14 protein-coding genes are annotated in these 18135 nt (G+C 48.8%); 12 read left to right on the top strand and 2 right to left on the bottom strand.

From position 1 onward, the window contains the following. Positions 1–28 precede the first annotated feature (28 nt). Positions 29–1885, bottom strand: coding sequence for an ATP-binding protein (locus R6242_RS04560; RefSeq protein WP_318424332.1), 1857 nt, complete (start codon positions 1883–1885; stop codon positions 29–31). A 208-nt stretch (positions 1886–2093) separates the two neighbouring features. On the opposite strand from R6242_RS04560, the gene R6242_RS04555 reads away from it, so the two are divergent. From R6242_RS04555 to purF, 12 genes are all read left to right on the top strand, one after another. Then, on the top strand, positions 2094–3398 hold the full coding sequence (locus R6242_RS04555) for a D-amino acid dehydrogenase (protein ID WP_318424577.1): 1305 nt from the start codon (positions 2094–2096) through the stop codon (positions 3396–3398). Between the two features lie 952 nt (positions 3399–4350). Next, positions 4351–7278 carry a FimV/HubP family polar landmark protein gene (locus R6242_RS04550; RefSeq protein ID WP_318424329.1) on the top strand — a complete coding sequence of 976 codons (2928 nt, stop codon included), beginning with the start codon at positions 4351–4353 and terminating at the stop codon, positions 7276–7278. A 53-nt stretch (positions 7279–7331) separates the two neighbouring features. Then, positions 7332–7901, top strand: coding sequence for a hypothetical protein (locus tag R6242_RS04545; RefSeq protein WP_318424326.1), 570 nt, complete (start codon positions 7332–7334; stop codon positions 7899–7901). 41 nt (positions 7902–7942) lie between these two features. After that, positions 7943–8725 carry a tRNA pseudouridine(38-40) synthase TruA gene (truA, locus tag R6242_RS04540; protein ID WP_318424322.1) on the top strand — a complete coding sequence of 261 codons (783 nt, stop codon included), beginning with the start codon at positions 7943–7945 and terminating at the stop codon, positions 8723–8725. Between the two features lie 10 nt (positions 8726–8735). Further along, positions 8736–9368 carry a phosphoribosylanthranilate isomerase gene (locus R6242_RS04535; RefSeq protein ID WP_318424319.1) on the top strand — a complete coding sequence of 211 codons (633 nt, stop codon included), beginning with the start codon at positions 8736–8738 and terminating at the stop codon, positions 9366–9368. After that, positions 9361–10596 (top strand): tryptophan synthase subunit beta, encoded by a 1236-nt coding sequence (trpB, locus tag R6242_RS04530; protein WP_318424315.1) that lies wholly within the window; start codon positions 9361–9363, stop codon positions 10594–10596. Before R6242_RS04535 ends, trpB begins: the two co-directional genes overlap by 8 nt. Positions 10597–10780: 184 nt before the next feature. Next, entirely contained in the window at positions 10781–11581 is an 801-nt protein-coding gene (trpA, locus tag R6242_RS04525) for a tryptophan synthase subunit alpha (RefSeq protein WP_293934861.1), read from the top strand. Positions 11582–11634: 53 nt separating this feature from the next. Then, complete coding sequence (gene accD, locus R6242_RS04520; protein WP_293934863.1) at positions 11635–12501, top strand: acetyl-CoA carboxylase, carboxyltransferase subunit beta; 867 nt, start codon at positions 11635–11637, stop codon at positions 12499–12501. Further along, entirely contained in the window at positions 12501–13784 is a 1284-nt protein-coding gene (gene folC / locus R6242_RS04515) for a bifunctional tetrahydrofolate synthase/dihydrofolate synthase (RefSeq protein ID WP_318424311.1), read from the top strand. The genes accD and folC overlap by 1 nt, the downstream gene beginning before the upstream one ends. 2 nt (positions 13785–13786) lie before the next feature. After that, positions 13787–14521 carry an SPOR domain-containing protein gene (locus R6242_RS04510; protein ID WP_318424308.1) on the top strand — a complete coding sequence of 245 codons (735 nt, stop codon included), beginning with the start codon at positions 13787–13789 and terminating at the stop codon, positions 14519–14521. An 8-nt stretch (positions 14522–14529) separates the two neighbouring features. Beyond that, the gene (locus R6242_RS04505; RefSeq protein ID WP_318424305.1) at positions 14530–15021 is read left to right on the top strand and encodes a CvpA family protein; all 492 of its coding nucleotides are present in this window, start codon (positions 14530–14532) and stop codon (positions 15019–15021) included. A 108-nt stretch (positions 15022–15129) separates the two neighbouring features. Continuing rightward, positions 15130–16671, top strand: a complete 1542-nt coding sequence (purF, locus tag R6242_RS04500) for an amidophosphoribosyltransferase (protein ID WP_293934874.1) — start codon at positions 15130–15132, stop codon at positions 16669–16671. 53 nt (positions 16672–16724) lie between these two features. Here purF and zigA read toward each other — a convergent pair whose 3' ends face one another. Further along, positions 16725–17924, bottom strand: coding sequence for a zinc metallochaperone GTPase ZigA (zigA, locus tag R6242_RS04495; protein WP_318424300.1), 1200 nt, complete (start codon positions 17922–17924; stop codon positions 16725–16727). Between the last annotated feature and the right edge of the window lie 211 nt (positions 17925–18135).

The raw sequence follows: 18135 nt of genomic DNA, 5'->3' as shown, positions 1-18135 counted from the left end.
CTGTAAATGAAAAGGGGTTTACTCACAATTAGTTGAGTAGGTGATTATTGAGCTGCGATTTATTAGGCAGAGTGAAGTAAAAGAAGGTATTGCTGCCTGCCTGTGATTTGGCCCAAATGCGGCCATCATGGCGATGAATAATGCGTTGCACGATGGCAAGGCCGATGCCGTTGCCGGTGAGCTCGCTTTGGGAGTGCAGACGCTGAAACGGCGAAAATATCTTATTAGCGTGTGCCATATCAAAACCGCAACCATTGTCTTGAACATGGAAAACAGTTTGCCCGTTGACTTGATTGGCGCCGATGCTGATCTTGGCGTGTTCTGTTTGTTCGGTAAATTTCCATGCATTGTCGAGCAGGTGCCGCAAGGCGATCAAGATCAGTTTAGGATCGGCATTGGCTTGTAGGTGCTCTTCAATGCGTACTTCAATTTGGCGCTGTGGCTGAAGGCTGCGGAATTCATCGATGATTTCTGCGCTCAAGGCGCTGATATTGATGGGCTGGCTGCGCACTTCAATGCGGGTGAGCTTGGATAAGTTGAGTAGATCATCAATCAAGCTGGCCATATTGTGCGTCGTGCTACGGATGCGGGCTAAGTAATTACGTGCGTTAATGTCGAGCGAGCCAATATAGTCTTCAAGCAATACTTGGCTAAAGCCTTCGATGGTGCGAAGTGGAATCCGCAAATCGTGCGATACCGAGTAGGAGAACGCTTCTAACTCGTGATTAGCCGAGGCGAGCGCACGGGTGCGGGCTTCGACGACTTCTTCTAGGTGATTGCGGTAGTGCTCCATATCCAGCTCGGCTTGCTTGCGTACGCTGATATCAATAATAAAGCCTTGTAAGGTGCGCTTGTTATTGGCATCGCATTGGTTGGATGCTGTAAGGAGCACCCAAATTTCTTTGCCTTCGCTGCTCTGGAAGCGGCATTCAAACTCAGAAATGCCTTCCTTACTGGTTTCGCTAAACAGGCGATATGCATGGTGCCTGTCATCGGGGTGCAAATAGCTAGAAAGAAAACCTTCGTGATACCACTGTGCAAGCGGGTAGCCGAGTAATTCTTCTGCCTGCGGGCCAACATAAGTAAAGCGCCATTCATCAGGGTTGGCATCCCAAGGAATGATGCGGGTGGATTCCACTAAACGCCGATAGCGATCTTGGCTGGTACGTAGGGCTAATTCAATTTGCCGGCGGCCAAGTAAATCCGTTTCAAGTTGTAGGTTTTTTTGCTCAAGGGTCAAAATAAGTTCAGATAAAGACCGGCGCGTGGTATCTAAGTTTTGCCCAAGCGTGCCAATTTCATCGCTGCGATGCCAAGTAAAGGCTTCATCTAGCTCACGGCGAGCTAGTTTAATGGCTTGCCTAGATAGCTCGGCTAATGGGCGGATAATGCGCGATTCAAGCAGTAAAAGAATCAGCCCTAAGCTTAGAACGATTTGTAAAAGCACCGCAGCAAGGTAGAGGCGTTGCTCGCTGCGAATGCGTGTGGTGGCATTGCCATCGTCTAATTCAATGGTGATGGTGCCGATATTGCTGCCTTGCTTGCTGACGACTCGGGTGAGTGAGTGCAAATGGCCTCGGCGGCGCTCTGGTTTATTGGCTTCTAAAAACAAACCAAGCGTTGAATCATTGACCGTAATACGCACAATGCGCTCGTCGCTCACAACCGAATCCAAGAGTGGCTTGCCTGCGTCTGGCGATAGGTTCCATAACGGCTCTTGCATACCTAGTACTAGGATATCGGCAATCCGCTGGTGATCATTATTGATTTGTCGCTGGGCATTATCTAGCTGACGGGTCAGGCTGATATAGCCATTTACGCCTGAGGGGAGGAGTAAACCTAAAAGCGTGGCAAAAATAATAGAAGTTCTAAGCGACAGATTCATAGCGTGGTGGGGCTTGGCTTTAGAGAGTGGGGGAGTTTGAGATGTTAGTTTAGATCAAGTCTTGTCTTTCTAGTTAAACCGATGTGCTTTTCATGATTCTGAATGCCGTATTATGAATCGCCTTGCGGGCGGCATAAAGAAAAAACAATGGATTGATCGCAGGATAAGCGCGCTGATTGATTGAGTTGCTATTGATATCTAAAGCTGGATTTGGGAATCCACGTCGCAAAAAAATATCAATAGTCATTCGATGAGGGAGATAAAAATGAAAGTCATTGTATTAGGCGCTGGCGTGATTGGGATAACCTCCGCGTGGTTCTTAACTCAGGCAGGGCATGAGGTCACGGTGATTGAGCGGGCTCCCGAGGCCGCAAGGGAAACCAGTTACGCCAATGGCGGGCAAATTTCAGTTTGCCACGCTGAGCCTTGGGCCAATCCCAAAGCGCCTTGGAAAGCATTGCAATGGCTGGGGGAAGAAGACGCACCGCTGTTATTTCGTTTTAAGCTGGATTGGCATCAATGGCGCTGGGGTTTGCGCTTTTTACAACAGTGCACCAAGGAGCGCGCACGCTACAACCTACAAAACCTAGTGCGATTAGGTTTGTATAGCCGCGATACCTTGCAAACTTTGCGCGCGGCAACGGGGATTGAATACCATCAGCGCACGGAAGGTATTTTGCATTACTACACCGAGTTGTCAGAGTTTGAAGCGGCTATTCCAGCGGCAAAATTAATGGGGGAGTTAGGATTAGATCGGCAAGTTAAGTCAGCGGCGGAATGTTTATTGATTGAGCCTGCTTTGCGTGATTCTATGCGGCCTATCATTGGCGGCACATATACGGCTAGCGATGAATCAGGAGATGCACGGGTATTTACCAATGAATTGGCGCTGCGTTGTGAGCTGGCGGGAGTGAAGTTTCGTTACGATTGCGAGATAGCGGGCTTTGAGTGCGCAGCAGGTGATGTGCAAGCGGTGCGGGTGCTGGGTGATCGGGGGCTGGAATCCCTCGCTGCCGATGCTTTTGTGGTGAGCTTGGGGAGCTATAGCCCGCTGCATCTGCGCCCCTTGGGTATTCATTTAGATATCTATCCTGCAAAGGGATATTCCGCCACGATTCCTGTGCGGGCTGAGCATTGCGCACCTACAGTAAGCCTGACCGATGATGGCCATAAATTGGTGTTCTCGCGGCTTGGCGATTATTTGCGCGTGGCGGGTACGGCAGAGTTTGATGGCTATAACTTGGATTTAAATGCAGTACGTTGTAAGGCGATTGTTGATCGTGTGAAAGATATTTTCCCCAACGGTGCAGACTATGCTGCGGCTGAGTTTTGGACCGGGCTGCGGCCAGCAACGCCAGGTAATCTTCCGTATATCGGCCGTACCCAGTATCCAAGCCTTTGGTTGAACACGGGGCATGGCACTTTAGGTTGGACAGAATGCTGTGGCTCCGCATTGGCCATTGCTGAGCTTATTTCAGGCAAGAAGCCTGAGGTGGATTTTTGTTTTCAGTAAGGGCTTGAGAAGGTAGCCATGGTTATTTGGTGGCTTTTTGATATCTATTTGACCGGTGAATAGGATAGATGTTTGGCTTGTTTTTGTTTTATTTTTTTGGTTTATTTTTTTGATTAAACGCGTGCCTACTAAGCAAAAATACTTAGTGATTTTTACGGTGATTTATTTAAAAATTGAAGCAATGTTCACAAATAAAATTGACTTTATGTTTTTGCTAAATAGGAGGAAAACCCTAAATTAAAACCCACCCCTTTCAATTTGCACATGTCATTTTATAAAGGGTCAAAGTGGAATGGTTTTATCGGTGGTTTGATAAAAAGGTAGCCGCCGATTTCCTCAGAACAGGGGGCGATGTGTTCTATAATTCATCTGGTTTGTGTGAAAACTATTGTTAGGTATGGGTACAAATCTTGTTTTTCGTTGCATTTTTTGCGATTATATTTTGCATTGATTTGTTGAGTTAATTGGGCGGTTAGGATGTAAGCCTTGAGCCGTATCTGCGCGTTAAATATGTTGTATGTGTTTGTTGGGATTGGATTTATTCTATGTATCCTGAATCGATTTCCGCATCTTGCTCTGGGTTTTTGTGGGTGGCGGTACCTTGCTTGGCTAGCATTGCTTGTTTGATTTTTGTAGATATAGATTGGATTAATGCTTAATATTTGCTATATGGTTTGAGTGTCTTGCATATATAAGGAAAGGGAGTGGCTTCGTTTTGTGCTTCTGTTTTTTTAGATTGTTAGGGCTGTGTTTCGTTATTTAAGTTGTAGGAATGAGCGCTTTACGTATTATTTTGTCTTATTCTAAAATCAAGTTTTAACATGTATGCGGTATACAAATTAGGTGTGCGGCTTGCGCCACGCTTGGCGCAAATGTTATGTTTATCAAGAAAGCAATAAGCGCTGAGGTTTAATACCTTGGTTAAAAAACAAAGTGAAGTGTTGGGGGAATTGTGCCGATCAAACCGAAACTCAAGGCTTGTGTCCTTGCTATTATGCTGGCTGTACCCTTGTCTGCGGGTGCAGTTGGATTAGGTAGGCTAAATGTATTGTCTGGGCTTGGTCAGCCTTTTCGTGCTGAAATTGATTTAGTTTCCGTGCAGCCGGGTGAGGCAGAGGGCTTAGTTGCTCGTCTAGCCGCTCCGGAGGCTTTTGCGCAAGCGCAAGTCCCTTACCCTTCGGCTTCGATGGGTTTGCGGTTTGCGGTTGATAAGCGCGCTAATGGCCAGCACTATGTCTTGGTGTCCTCTACGCAGTCTATTTCAGAGCCATTTTTGGACTTAGTGATTGATCTGAAATGGGCAGACGGAAAAATCCAGCGTGAATACACCGCTTTGATTGATCCACTGGGCTATACGCCATCTGCTACGGCGGGAAACTCGTCAAGAGAGTCGTTTTCGCCATCCGTGTTGCCTGGTACACGCCGTACAGGTGCTATTAAATCGGCAGCTAGAAAATCAGAAGCCAAGTCTGCAGACGTTGCGGCGGCTGCAGATAAATCAACCGATCAACAATATAAGGTGAAGGCAGGGGATACCCTGTCTGCCGTTGCTCGCCAAACGCAAGCGGAAGGTATTTCGTTAGAGCAAATGCTGGTGGGGCTTTATCGCCAAAATCCAGATGCTTTTGATGGCAATATGAATCGCTTACGCCGTGGCCGCATTTTAAATGTGCCGGGTAAAGAAGCTTTACAAGTGACGCCGGCTAAAGAGGCGGCCCAAGAAGTCCGCTTGCAATCGAAAGATTGGCAGGCCTATCGCAATAAAGTTGCTGAAGCGGTGCAAAAGCGCCAAGCAGTAGCGGGTAATGAGCCGGTTAATGCTGGGAAAATCACCCCAAAGGTTGAAGAAAAAGCCTTGCCGGGTAGCGCTAATCAAGATGTTTTGAAGCTGTCTAAGGGTGAATCTCCAGGTAAAGCGAAGGGTGATGCCACTGCACAAGGCCGTATTCGTGCCTTGGAAGAAGAAGTGACGGCAAGGCAAAAAGGTTTGGATGAGTCAAACCAACGCGTGTCCGAGTTGCAAAAAAACATCCATGACATGGAAAAACTACTGGCGCTGAAAAGCCGAACAGGGGCTGAGTTGCAAGGCGTTAACAAGCCAAACCCTGTCGTCGCTTCTGAGGCCAGCCCTCAGCCCGTTGCAACGCCGCTGCCGACGCCTGTAGCGACAACGGTGCCGTTGGTGGCCAGCGATGTTCCTGCAATTGTGCCAGATACGGCCAGTGCCGCATCGAGCGTTAGCCCGCCAAAGAAAATACGTCGTCCTGTGCCCGCTCCAGAGCCTATTGCTGAGCCTGGCATTGTAGATGCTGTGATGGATAATTTATTACCACTAGGTGGCGGCTTGGCCGCAATTCTATTGGGTGGCGCTGGCTTTGCGTGGACGCGGCGACGCAAGCAAGGTAGCGCATTTGCGGATAGCGTGTTGACGGGGGGAGATTTAAAATCTAATACGCTGCTTGGCAATACCGGTGGTGCAGTCATTAGTACCCAGCCAACAGAAAACTCCTTTCTTACCGATTTTAGCCGTCAAGGCTTAGGTACGATTGATACGGATGAAGTCGATCCAATTGCTGAAGCCGAAGTGTATATGGCTTACGATCGGAATGAACAGGCCGAGGAGATTTTGCGTGACGCCCTGGTAAAAGATCCAAATCGTCACGAAATTCGCCTGAAGCTGCTGGAAATATTGGCGGCAAAAAAAGACAAAACGTCCTTTGAAGAGTTGGCAGCAGACCTCTTTACTATGACTTCCGGTAAGGGGGCGCATTGGGAACAGGCGGCGTATCAAGGCCGTGAAATTGATCCAGACAACCCGCTGTATACCCAAGCTCCAGTGAACACGGCCTTTGCATCGACCACGGCCGCTAGCGTGTTTGACAATATGTCCATGCCAGCTGATGAGTTTGACTTGCCGCTTGATGAGCTTCCAGAGCCGCCACCTGCGAGTAGCGTCAGTGATTTTGATGCAATGATGGGCGTGGAAGCTGCCGCTGCACCAAGTGTGGATCATCAAGCTAGTTTAAATGATCTAGATCTATCGCTTGATTTTGATCCTAGTGAGCTGGATGTTGTACCGCCAGCGGCTGAACATGTCGTTAGCCCTAAGTCTAATGCGATCGCTGAGTTTGATTTGTCTTTGCCTGAGTTGCAGCCAAATGTAGCAGCTGCTGCGCCCGTAAATCCTGTTTTGGATGATTTGGCCAGCCTTGATTTTGGTTTGGACAACTTCTTGGCGCCAGAAAAAGCCGCAAAGCCAGTAGATGCCCCTAGCGACAATGTAATGCTGGATCTGGATTTGCCTGTTGATTTTGCTGCAATGACCGCTAAAGCACCGGCCGAAGTTTTGGCTCCGGCGGAGCCAATTGCTGATGATCCCTTCGATTTAAATTTTGATCTTGATGCCATGCCAGAAGCGGCCGTAGATATCACAGCATCTTTGCCTGATTTGGATTTGGATGAGTCGCCAGCCATGGGTGAGTTACCTGCTTTTGATGGCTTGCTTGATACTGCGCCAACACCGTCTAATGATGGGGCCGAAGAGGTCTTGGAGGCGATCAGCGCTGATGATGGTTTAGGTTTGGATTTTGATTTTTCTCTCGATACACCGCTTGAAATCACCGCGCCTAATTTGCCTGCTGAGGAGTCCATTGATTTGGGCGACTTAGGTTTGGACTTTGACTCGGCTTCCGCTTTCTCGCCTGCAGAATCAAATTTAGAATTTGCTGGGGATGATCCCGTGCAAACTAAAATAGATTTGGCAAAAGCATATGTGGATATGGGCGATGTCGAAGGCGCAAGAGAAATCTTGCAAGAGGCCATTGGTGAAGGTAACCCCGATCAGCAGAAACAGGCGCAAGCTTTATTAGGTAATCTTTGATTAGAGTACATTCTGCAAATCAAATTGTAGTTTGGCTTTGGGTGGCGTGTATCTTGCAAATTTTGCAGGGTACCCCACTCATTGTCTTTTCTGCGTTATGTGTTTTGCTTGCTCTAAGCTGCTGCGCTAATCGCTGCCGCTTAACTTTGAGGCGCTGCCGCTATTTATTATTAGCCATTGCACTGGTATATGGCTGGGCTACGCCGGGGCAGTATCTTTGGCCAAGCCCTTGGTCTCCCACGATAGAAGGCTTGGCTTTTGGTGCTCTGCAAGCGGTGCGCTTAATGGGGGTGCTAGCGGCTTTGCAGCTATTGCTGTGGCGATTAAGCTCGGCGCAGATTTTTTCTGGGTTGTATGCTTTATTGCGCCCATTTGCCTATGTGGGGCTAAATCGGCAACGCTGGGCTTTGCGCCTTAGCTTAACCATGCGTTTCTCTGCCGAATTTTTATCACAGCCAGAGCCGCTAGCGTGGCGCACATTTGCGCAGCGATTGGCGGTTGCAGAGCAGCCTTGCGAGTTGCAGGAAGTCTCTATTCTGGTAGAGTCGCTGTCTTTTTTTGATTTGCTGCTGCTTATTGTCTTGTGCATGGCGGCGCTGAGCACCTTGTTGATGCTGCGCTAGGTGCTTTTTTGTAGATGACTTCTTTTTAGATGACGATGTTAATGAAATACGCACTCGCAGTGGAATACGATGGCCGTGCCTTTTATGGCTGGCAAGTCCAAAAAGATCTGCCGACTGTGCAAGCGGCTTTAGAGCTGGCGCTGAGTCAAATGGCGGGCGAGACCATTCGCGTACACGCTGCTGGCCGTACGGATGCGGGTGTGCATGGCGCAAGGCAAATTGTTCACTTTGAAACACAGGTCAATCGGCCGCTTACCGCATGGGTGAGGGGGGTGAATAGTTTTTTGCCTGATTCGGTGGCTGTATTGTGGGCCAAGCCCGTCTCGGATGACTTTCATGCGCGGTTCTCGGCGTTTGCTCGACATTATCGCTATTTATTACTCAATCATCCGGTGCGCCCAGCACTCTGGTCAGGGCGAATGGGGTGGGCGTTTTATGATTTAGATTTTGAGGCGATGCAGGCAGGGATGGCGTATTTGCTTGGGCAACATGATTTTACAAGTTTTAGGGCGGCGGAATGTCAAGCTAAATCTCCGGTCAAAACCATGACGCGGGCGAGTATCCAAAAAGAAGGTAATCTCATTATTTGTGATTTCTCTGCCGATGCTTTCTTGCATCATATGGTAAGAAATATTATTGGAGCCTTACTACATATTGGGAAAGGTAACGATAAACCCGAGTGGATGGCCGAATTAATCCTAGCCAAAGACAGAACGTCCGCGCCCCCCACCTTTATGCCAGACGGGCTCTACCTAGCTGGTGTAAGCTATCCCCCTGAATATGCGCTGGCGAGTGAGCCAGAATCACGGCATGGTTTGATTTAAGGTGTTGCCAATGAAAACACGTATCAAAGTTTGCGGTTTGCGGGATGCAGATATGGCGCTGCGTACGGCGGAGCTAGGGGCCGATGCTATTGGTCTTGTGTTTTACCCACCTAGCCCTCGGCATGTGGAAATCGACGCCGCAATGCAGATTGTGGCCGCCTTGCCTGCCTTTGTAAGTAGCGTAGGGCTGTTTGTTGATGCCGATGTGAGCTTTGTGTGTGGCGTACTGAATAAGGTGCCTTTAGACCTACTGCAGTTTCACGGCGATGAGACGCCTGAGTACTGTCGGCAGTTTGGCCGACCTTATTTAAAGGCGCTTAGGGTAAGACCTGATATAAATTTGGTAGAATACGCACAGCGCTACGTGGATGGGCTTTGTAAGGGTATTTTAGTCGATGCTTTTGTTGAAGGCGTGCCAGGCGGAACTGGCGAGGCGTTTGATTGGGATCTGCTCCCTAAGTCGCTGCCGCTGCCCTTGATTTTATCGGGGGGTTTACATCCAGATAATGTTTATGCAGCAATTTGTAAGGTTAAACCTTGGGCCGTTGATGTATCCAGCGGCGTAGAAAGCAGTAAGGGAATCAAAGATGCAGCAAAAATTGCTGCGTTTATTAATCAAGCGGAGAGAAATGCGCATGACTGAGACAGCTCACGGACAGAAACCCCAGCAGGAAACCTATCAGCAGCCTGACTCCCAAGGCCATTTTGGCCAGTTTGGTGGTATTTTTGTAGCCGAAACTTTGATCCCTGCGTTGGATGAGCTTCGTATTGAGTACGAAAAAGCCCTGCAAGATCCAGATTTCGTGGCTGAGTATCACAGCGAGCTAAAGCATTACGTTGGCCGCCCCAGCCCGATCTACCATGCTAAACGCTGGTCAGAGCTACTTGGCGGCGCACAAATTTATTTAAAGCGCGAAGATTTAAACCATACCGGCGCACATAAGGTAAACAACACCATAGGCCAAGCGCTGTTAGCGCGTCGCATGGGTAAAAAACGCGTTATTGCTGAAACCGGCGCGGGCCAGCACGGCGTGGCCTCGGCCACTGTGGCTGCGCGTTATGGCTTGGAATGTATCGTGTATATGGGCGCTGAAGACGTAAAACGTCAAGCACCTAATGTCTACCGCATGAAGTTACTAGGTGCAACCGTAGTGCCGGTGGAGTCAGGCACAAAAACGCTGAAAGACGCGATGAATGAAGCGATGCGTGATTGGGTGACCAATGTAGATTCTACCTATTACATCATCGGTACGTGCGCTGGGCCACATCCGTATCCACAGCTAGTGCGTGATTTTCAGCGGGTGATTGGTGATGAATGCAAGGTGCAAATGCCAGAAATGATAGGTCGTCAGCCCGATGCCGTGGTGGCCTGTGTGGGTGGTGGCTCGAATGCAATCGGCATTTTCTACCCTTATGTAGATGATCTATCGGTGCGCTTGATTGGGGTTGAGGCGGGCGGGGATGGTATTGATACCGGCCGCCACGCGGCGCCGCTTACTACCAATGCCAAGGTAGGCGTATTGCATGGCAATCGCACCTTCTTAATGCAAGATGAAAACGGCCAGATCAGCGATACCCATTCGGTGTCTGCGGGCCTTGATTATCCTGGGGTTGGGCCAGAGCATAGTTACCTAAAAGATATTGGCCGTGCAGAGTACGTGGCCATTAATGATGATGAAGCGATTGCAGCTTTTCACGATCTTTGTCATTTTGAGGGTATCATTCCGGCCCTTGAGTCCAGTCATGCATTGGCACACGCGGCAAAAATGGCAAAAACAATGTCTAAAGATCAGGTGATTCTGGTGAACTTGTCGGGCCGAGGGGATAAAGATATTCCTACTTTGGCGCGCTTAACGGGGATCGAGCTCTAATCGCGCATTGAAAAAATACAAAAATCTGTAGCCACAAAAGGGGGTTGAGAACACATAAAAAGAAACATACTGATTGTTAGTTTTAAGCTAAGTTTTGGGGTTTCTTGCGTTAATTTATGTGCCCGTTGTTTTCTGTAGCTACAGATGTTTTAGATTTTAATAATTCTTTGTGGAATGCTGATATATGTCCCGAATTCAAGCTACATTCGCGCGTTTGCAAGGCCAAAATCGTCAAGCCTTGATCCCTTTTGTGACTGCGGGTGATCCGCATCCCCGTATCACGGTGGATGTGATGCATGCCTTAGTGGCTGGTGGTGCTGATATTCTTGAGCTGGGCGTGCCGTTTTCTGATCCTATGGCCGATGGCCCTGTGATTCAGCGTGCTTCAGAGCGTGCGCTATTGCATGGTGTATCTTTACGCCAAGTATTAGGTATGGTGGCCGAGTTTCGCCAAAGCAATACTGAAACACCGGTTGTGCTTATGGGCTACGCCAATCCAATGGAAGCGATGGGTTATGAGGCGTTTTCTAAGGCTGCGGTATTGGCAGGGGTGGACGGGGTATTAACCGTTGATTTACCGCCTGAAGAAGCCAAAGAGCGTGTGGATATCCTCAAGCAACACGGGATTGATCCCATTTTCTTACTTGCGCCAACTACAAAAGTTGCGCGGATCAAAGTCGTTGCCGAGATGGCCGCAGGCTATGTGTACTATGTTTCGCTGAAGGGCGTGACCGGTTCAGCTAACTTAGATATTAGCGACGTCACAGAAAAACTGAATGTATTAAAACAGTATCTCACCATTCCTATTGGGGTTGGTTTTGGGATTAGTGATGCAGCTACCGCAAAAGCGGTGGCTCGCGTGGCCGATGCGGTGGTGATTGGCTCACGTTTAGTAAAAGAAGCTGAAGCTGGGGAAGACGGCTTGGCAGATCGATTAACTGATTTTCTAACCGGCATTCGTGCCGCGATGGATACTGCACGCTAAGTAGGGGCACGGCATGCCGTGCCATCTTTAGTTGCAAGGATGGAGAAATAACAATGAGCTGGCTGCAAAAACTGCTTCCGCCGAAGATTAAGATTCGCACTACGGTGTCCAAGTCAGGTGTGCCTGAGGGTTTATGGCATAAATGCCCTGCTTGCAGCGCGGTTTTATACCGCACTGATTTAGAAAATAATTTAGAAGTATGTCCAAAGTGTGATTACCACAACGCGGTATTTGCGCGTCGCCGCTTGGATTTACTGCTCGATCAAGAGGGGCGTTTTGAGATTGGCGCTGAAGTTAAGCCAGTCGATGTTCTTAAGTTTAAAGATAGTAAAAAATACATCGATCGTCTCCACGCCGCACAAGCCGATACGGGCGAAGACGATGCAATGGTTGTCATGCAGGGCGCTATTTTGACTGTGCCAGTGGTGATCGCTGCGTTTGAGTTTAAGTTTATTGGTGGATCAATGGGCTCGGTAGTGGGGGAGCGCTTTGTGCGCGGTGTCCGGGCGGCCATTGAAAATAACGTACCGTTTATTTGCGTATCCGCTTCTGGTGGTGCGCGTATGCAGGAAGGCTTGAACTCCTTAATGCAAATGACTAAAACTTGTGCGATTTTAACCAAGTTAGCGGATAAAAAATTACCCTTTATTTCTATCTTGACTGATCCAACTATGGGTGGGGTTTCGGCTTCTTTCGCTTTTTTGGGTGATGTGGTCATGGCCGAGCCTGGTGCCTTAATTGGTTTTGCGGGCCCACGAGTGATCGAGCAAACCGTGCGTGAAACATTGCCTGAGGGTTTTCAGCGCTCAGAATTCCTTTTGCAAAAAGGTGCGATTGATATGATCGTTGATCGCCGTGAAATGCGTCAGAAACTAGCGCTATTAATGACGCTTCTTTCTAAACAGCCAGCTCTGAACTGATGCCTACACCGTTTGATTCCTCCTCCCTTGATGCGTGGCTTTCCTATTTAGAGCAGCTTCACCCCAGCGCCATTGATATGGGGCTAACACGTGTTGCCAGCGTGCGTGATGCTATGGGCTTAAAGCCTGATTTTCCCGTGTTATTAGTAGGGGGGACCAATGGTAAAGGCTCGGTTTGCACGATGTTATCGAGTGTTTTACATGCTGCTGGATACAAAGTAGGTACTTATACCTCGCCGCATTTATTGCATTATCACGAGCGCGTTGCCATTAATCTGCAGCCAGCAAGCGACACCGATATCGTGGCCAGCTTTCAAGCGATTGAAGCGGCACGTGGTGAAATATCGCTGACCTATTTTGAGTTTGGCACCCTTGCCGCAATGCAGCAGTTTATGGCTGCAGGCGTGGACGTGGCGGTGTTAGAAGTAGGTTTGGGTGGGCGCTTAGATGCGGTCAATGTTTTTGAGCCAACGGCTTCGGCAGTCGTAAATGTCGGCCTAGATCATCAGTCCTATTTGGGTGACACGCGCGAGGCTATTGGTTTTGAAAAAGCGGGTATTTATCGAGCCAATAAAATTGCAATTTGTGCTGATCCTGAGCCTCCTCAAAGCTTGATTAATGAGGCAAAACGTATTGGTGCAGACTTGCAGCTTATTGGGCAAGATTTTGGTTTTGAAAAGCAAGCAGAAGGTCAGCAGTGGACGTGGTGGAATAAAAACGGTGTACGCCGCCATGCGCTGCCGTTTCCCGCACTGCGTGGGCAGTATCAATTAGGTAATGCTGCGGTTGTGCTGGCTCTGCTGGATGCGGTAAAAGATGTACTGCCTATTGGAATTGGTGATATAAAGCGCGGCTTGCTTGAGGTTGAGTTGGCGGCCCGTTTTCAAGTATTACCAGGGCGGCCTGCGGTGGTGCTTGATGTAGGGCATAATCCGCACGCGGCTAAAGTCTTACGGGCTAATTTAGATAGCATGGGCTTTTATCCAGTTACCCATGCCGTGATGGGCATGATGGCAGATAAGGATATTGCTGGAGTTGTGGCCTTGTTGGCAGATCGTATTGATGTTTGGCACTTAGCTGCACCGCAATTGCCACGAGCGGCTAGCCCAGAGCAACTTGCTAAAATTGTCAGTAGCCTTACTCCTCGAGCGCAGATAAATATTTATGAGAATGTCGAATTTGCTTTCACTGCGGCCTGTAAGCTGGCTACAGAAAGTGATAGAATTCTCGCCTTTGGATCCTTTTACACAGTTGCTGAAGTTATGGCGACGCGTGAGCGCTGAATATGCTTAACCGAAACACCAGCGAAGATTTGTTGCAGCTTAAAAAACGTGCCCGTCGCCGCTTAGTAGGAGCCATTACCTTAGTGGTGTTTGCCCTGATTGTGCTGTGGACTGCACTTGATAGCACGCCACCAAGCAGTATCGCTGGCAGTAATAGCATAGAAATCATCTCTAGCTCACCCGCTCTGCTACAACCTGCGGTAACGGCGGCTCCTGAAGTGGCGTCTATGGCGGCCACGGAGGCGGCAGTTGTTTTAACGCCGCAGCCAGAGCTTGCTCCCCCCCCTCAAGAATTAACGCCTACACCAGCACCGCAATATCGGGTAGCCAGTAGCACACAGTCTGTCTTGCCTGGTAAATTGGTTAATCATCAGAAAAAAGTAGTGATGACACCTCCTCCTACGCCTAAACCAACGCCTATTGCTTTGCCTGATCCTCAAAAAATATTAGAAGGGCTGGATACCACGCCAAGTAAGCAAGTTGCCCTTGCTGAAAAACCCCTGATTGATAAGCGGTACTACATTCAAATTGGCGCTTATGCCGATGGCGAAAAGGCTGCGCAAGTCGTCAGTAAGCTAAAGGCCGAAGGTGTGCCTGCCTATTCTGAAAAAGTAACCACAGAAAAGGGCGCATTAACACGGGTTAGAGTTGGCCCAGTGAAAGATGAAGCGAAAGCCCAAAGCTACCTTAAAAAAATGGGAGTGCTTGGTTTAAGCGGGCACCTATCTAGCAAATAGGTTGAACCATGACAGGCTTTGATTACACAGTATTAGGCATTCTGGGCTTATCCATGTTGCTGTCCGTGATGCGGGGCTTAGTGCAAGAAGTGCTGGCGCTGGCGGCGTGGGTGCTGGCATTTTGGTTAGCCAGCCATTACGCCAGCGTTGCGGCTATGTGGATGCCGCAAAGTTTACCCAATGATGAATTGCGTTACTTGGCTGGATTTGTCTCGATATTTTTTGTGACTTGGGTGGCTTCCGCCATGTTGCGAGTGACGTTCAATCAATTTTTACAGGCTACAGGTTTAAAACCGATGGATCGCTTGTTGGGTGCAGGTTTTGGTCTATTACGTGGCTTTTTATTATGCTTAACCTTGGTGCTGGCCGCTGGTTTCACCAGTTTGCCTAAGCAAATGATCTGGCGAAATGCCATGTTTAGCCCCTTATTTGAAGAAGCTGCCGTGATGGCCAAGGTTTGGTTGCCAGAGTCATTGGCGGCGCGCATTCATTACGATTGATTTTGGGCAGGCATTCACCGCCGCCCTTGTTAAAAGATACTGCCGTGATAGCCATTTTGGCTGTTACGCGTGCATTTGTTAGATTAAAGAACCCAAAGGGGCATTCCGATGTGTGGCATTGTAGGTATCGTCGCCAAGACACCCGTTAATCAGTTGTTATACGATGGTTTGCTGGTTTTGCAGCATCGTGGTCAAGATGCTGCAGGGATCGTTACTGCTGAGGGGCTAACGCTCCATATGCACAAAGGGCAGGGTTTAGTGAGTGATGTATTCCGCACTCGCAATATGCGCTCTTTGATGGGCAACGCTGGGATTGGCCATGTGCGCTACCCAACGGCTGGCTCGGCCTCTAGCCTTGCTGAGTCGCAGCCCTTTTATGTCAACAGCCCGTTTGGGATTGTGCTGGCGCATAACGGCAATCTGACCAACGATAAGCAGTTGAAAGAAGATATGTACCGCACTGATCTGCGTCATATCAATACCAACTCTGATTCTGAAGCGCTGCTCAATGTGTTTGCCCACGAGCTATCACGCCGTGTAACCGGCCCGCAGCTGGATGCAGATACCGTGTTTGATGCCATTACCGCCGTACACGAGCGCGTAAAAGGTGCTTACGCTGTAGTGGCCATGATTGCAGGCTTTGGCTTGGTGGCATTCCGTGATCCTTACGGTATTCGCCCGCTTTGCTTAGGCACACATGCAACAGCCGATGGCCTTGAATATATTGTGGCCTCTGAATCGGTAGCTCACGATGTATTGGGCTTTAAATTTGAGCGTGATATTGCACCGGGTGAAGCGGTGTATGTGACTTTTGAAGGCGAATTCCATAGCAAGCAGTGCCATGCTAACCCTGTGCTGGTGCCTTGTATTTTTGAACACGTTTATTTCGCCCGCCCTGATACCGTGATTGATGGTATTTCGGTGCACGAAGCGCGATTAAATATGGGTGAAAATCTAGCCGATAAAGTCGCCGCCGTGATTCCAAAGCTCGATATCGACGTGGTGATTCCTATTCCGGATACCAGCCGTGATTCAGCCTTGCAATTAGCCAATAAATTAGGTTTGCCATATCGCGAAGGCTTTATGAAAAACCGCTATATTGGCCGCACCTTTATTATGCCTGGCCAAGCCAGCCGTAAAAAATCAGTGCGCCAAAAGCTCAATCCAATTGCGGTTGAATTCCGTGGCAAGAATGTATTGCTGGTAGACGATTCAATTGTACGTGGCACCACCAGCCGCCAAATTGTGCAAATGGTAAGAGATTGCGGGGCGACTAAAGTGTATTTAGCATCCGCTGCGCCACCAGTGATGTTCCCGCACGTTTATGGCATTGATATGCCAACCCGTGCAGAGCTGATTGCAACGGGCCGCACGGATCAGCAAATTGCCGATGAGATTGGCGTAGATGCCATTATCTATCAAGAGCTAGATGCTCTGATTGATGCGTGTAGCAAAGCCAGTGCAGGCAAAATCACTTCTTTTGAAACATCCTGTTTTGATGGTAAATATATTACCGGCGATATTACGCCGCAATATCTGGATGAATTAGAAGCCAAGCGTCTATCGCCTTTGTCGGCAAAAGCCGGTGATGTAGCCGAAAGCCGTTTATTAGATATGAATATCGGTGTGGGCGAGCAGAATCTGCTTTAAGCTCGATTAAATCTAGTAAGCAAAGCCCCCGAAAGGGGGCTTTTTTGTTGGGTTTATACGGTAGGCTGCGCTGCCCAGCGTGGAAACGGGTCTTGAAAATTGGCCCATTGCTCTACTCCTAGGGCTAACTCATCCTCGCTTAGTAAGCAGTGATTAAGCCTGTCACGAAAACCAGCTTCATCGATATCCTGCCCAATAAATACAATCTCTTGCCTGCGATCGCCAAAATGATCGTCCCGGCGCTCCATAATCTCTGCAATATGCTCGTCGTCTTCTGGCCAGTGTTTTTTTGGCACGCTGGCCCACCAATAGCCGCCCGCTTCATGACGACATGCCCCACCGGCTTGCGACCAGCTACCGGCAAAATCAGGGCGGCTGGCTAGCCAAAAAAAACCTTTAGACCTTAAAACCCCAGGCCATTCGCTATGGATTAAATCCCAGAAGCGCTGTGGATGCATGGGGCAGGGGGCGTGCCATACAAAGCTGGAGATGCCGTATTCCTCTGTTTCGGGGATTTCTTCACCACGTAAGCCTTGTAGCCAGCCAGGTGAATTGGCGGCCACTTCAAAATCAAACAGCCCAGTGCCCATAATGCGCTTGAGTGGCACTTGGCCATTGATGGCAATTTCTTGAATCGCCCGTGGGTTAAGCGCCGTTAAAATGCTTTGCAGCTCAGCCAGCTGCGCCATGCTAATCATGTCGGATTTACTAATGATAAGCACATCACAGAACTCAATCTGCTCAATCAGTAAATCAACCAGCGCTCTATCATCGCCTTCCCCTGCGGTTTCGCCGCGATCGCTTAATAGATCGGCGCTGGCGTAATCCTTTAAAAAATTAAAGGCATCCACAACGGTGACCATGGTATCTAATCGTGCGATATCAGATAGCGATTGGCCTTGTTCATCTCTGAATGTAAAGGTTTCGGCCACAGGCAAAGGCTCGGCAATGCCGCTTGATTCGATCAGCAGATAATCAAAGCGGTTTTCTTTGGCAAGCTTAGCTACTTCTTCTAGCAAATCTTCACGTAGGGTGCAGCAAATGCAGCCATTACTCATTTCCACCAGTTTTTCTTCGCCGCGCTTAAAACCGCCTTGATGGATCAGCTCGCCATCAATATTGATGTGGGATAAATCATTCACAATCACGGCCACGCGCAAGCCTTCACGGTTTTGCAAAATATGATTGAGCAGCGTTGTTTTGCCCGCGCCTAAAAAGCCAGACAAAACCGTGACGGGTAGATGCTTATGCATATTGCACTCCTAGTAAAAGCGCTAGCATACCTAAATGCAACTCAATTGCGCAACTTAGTTGCATTAGCGATGAGGTTGATTGCTTGGAAAGAAGGGGGGTTGAAGCGGCTTACAATAGGTTTGCTAGATACCTTGCATTTGAATAGCGGCAGATAAACTGCAACAAGGCGTATTCTTCACATAAAATAGTGGCTTAGCGCGAAATAAGCGC

This window comes from Iodobacter sp. CM08, from assembly GCF_033446605.1.
Classification (GTDB): domain Bacteria; phylum Pseudomonadota; class Gammaproteobacteria; order Burkholderiales; family Chitinibacteraceae; genus Iodobacter.
Note: the sequence above shows the minus strand (reverse complement) of the source record. Positions and strands in the feature narration are given on the sequence as shown.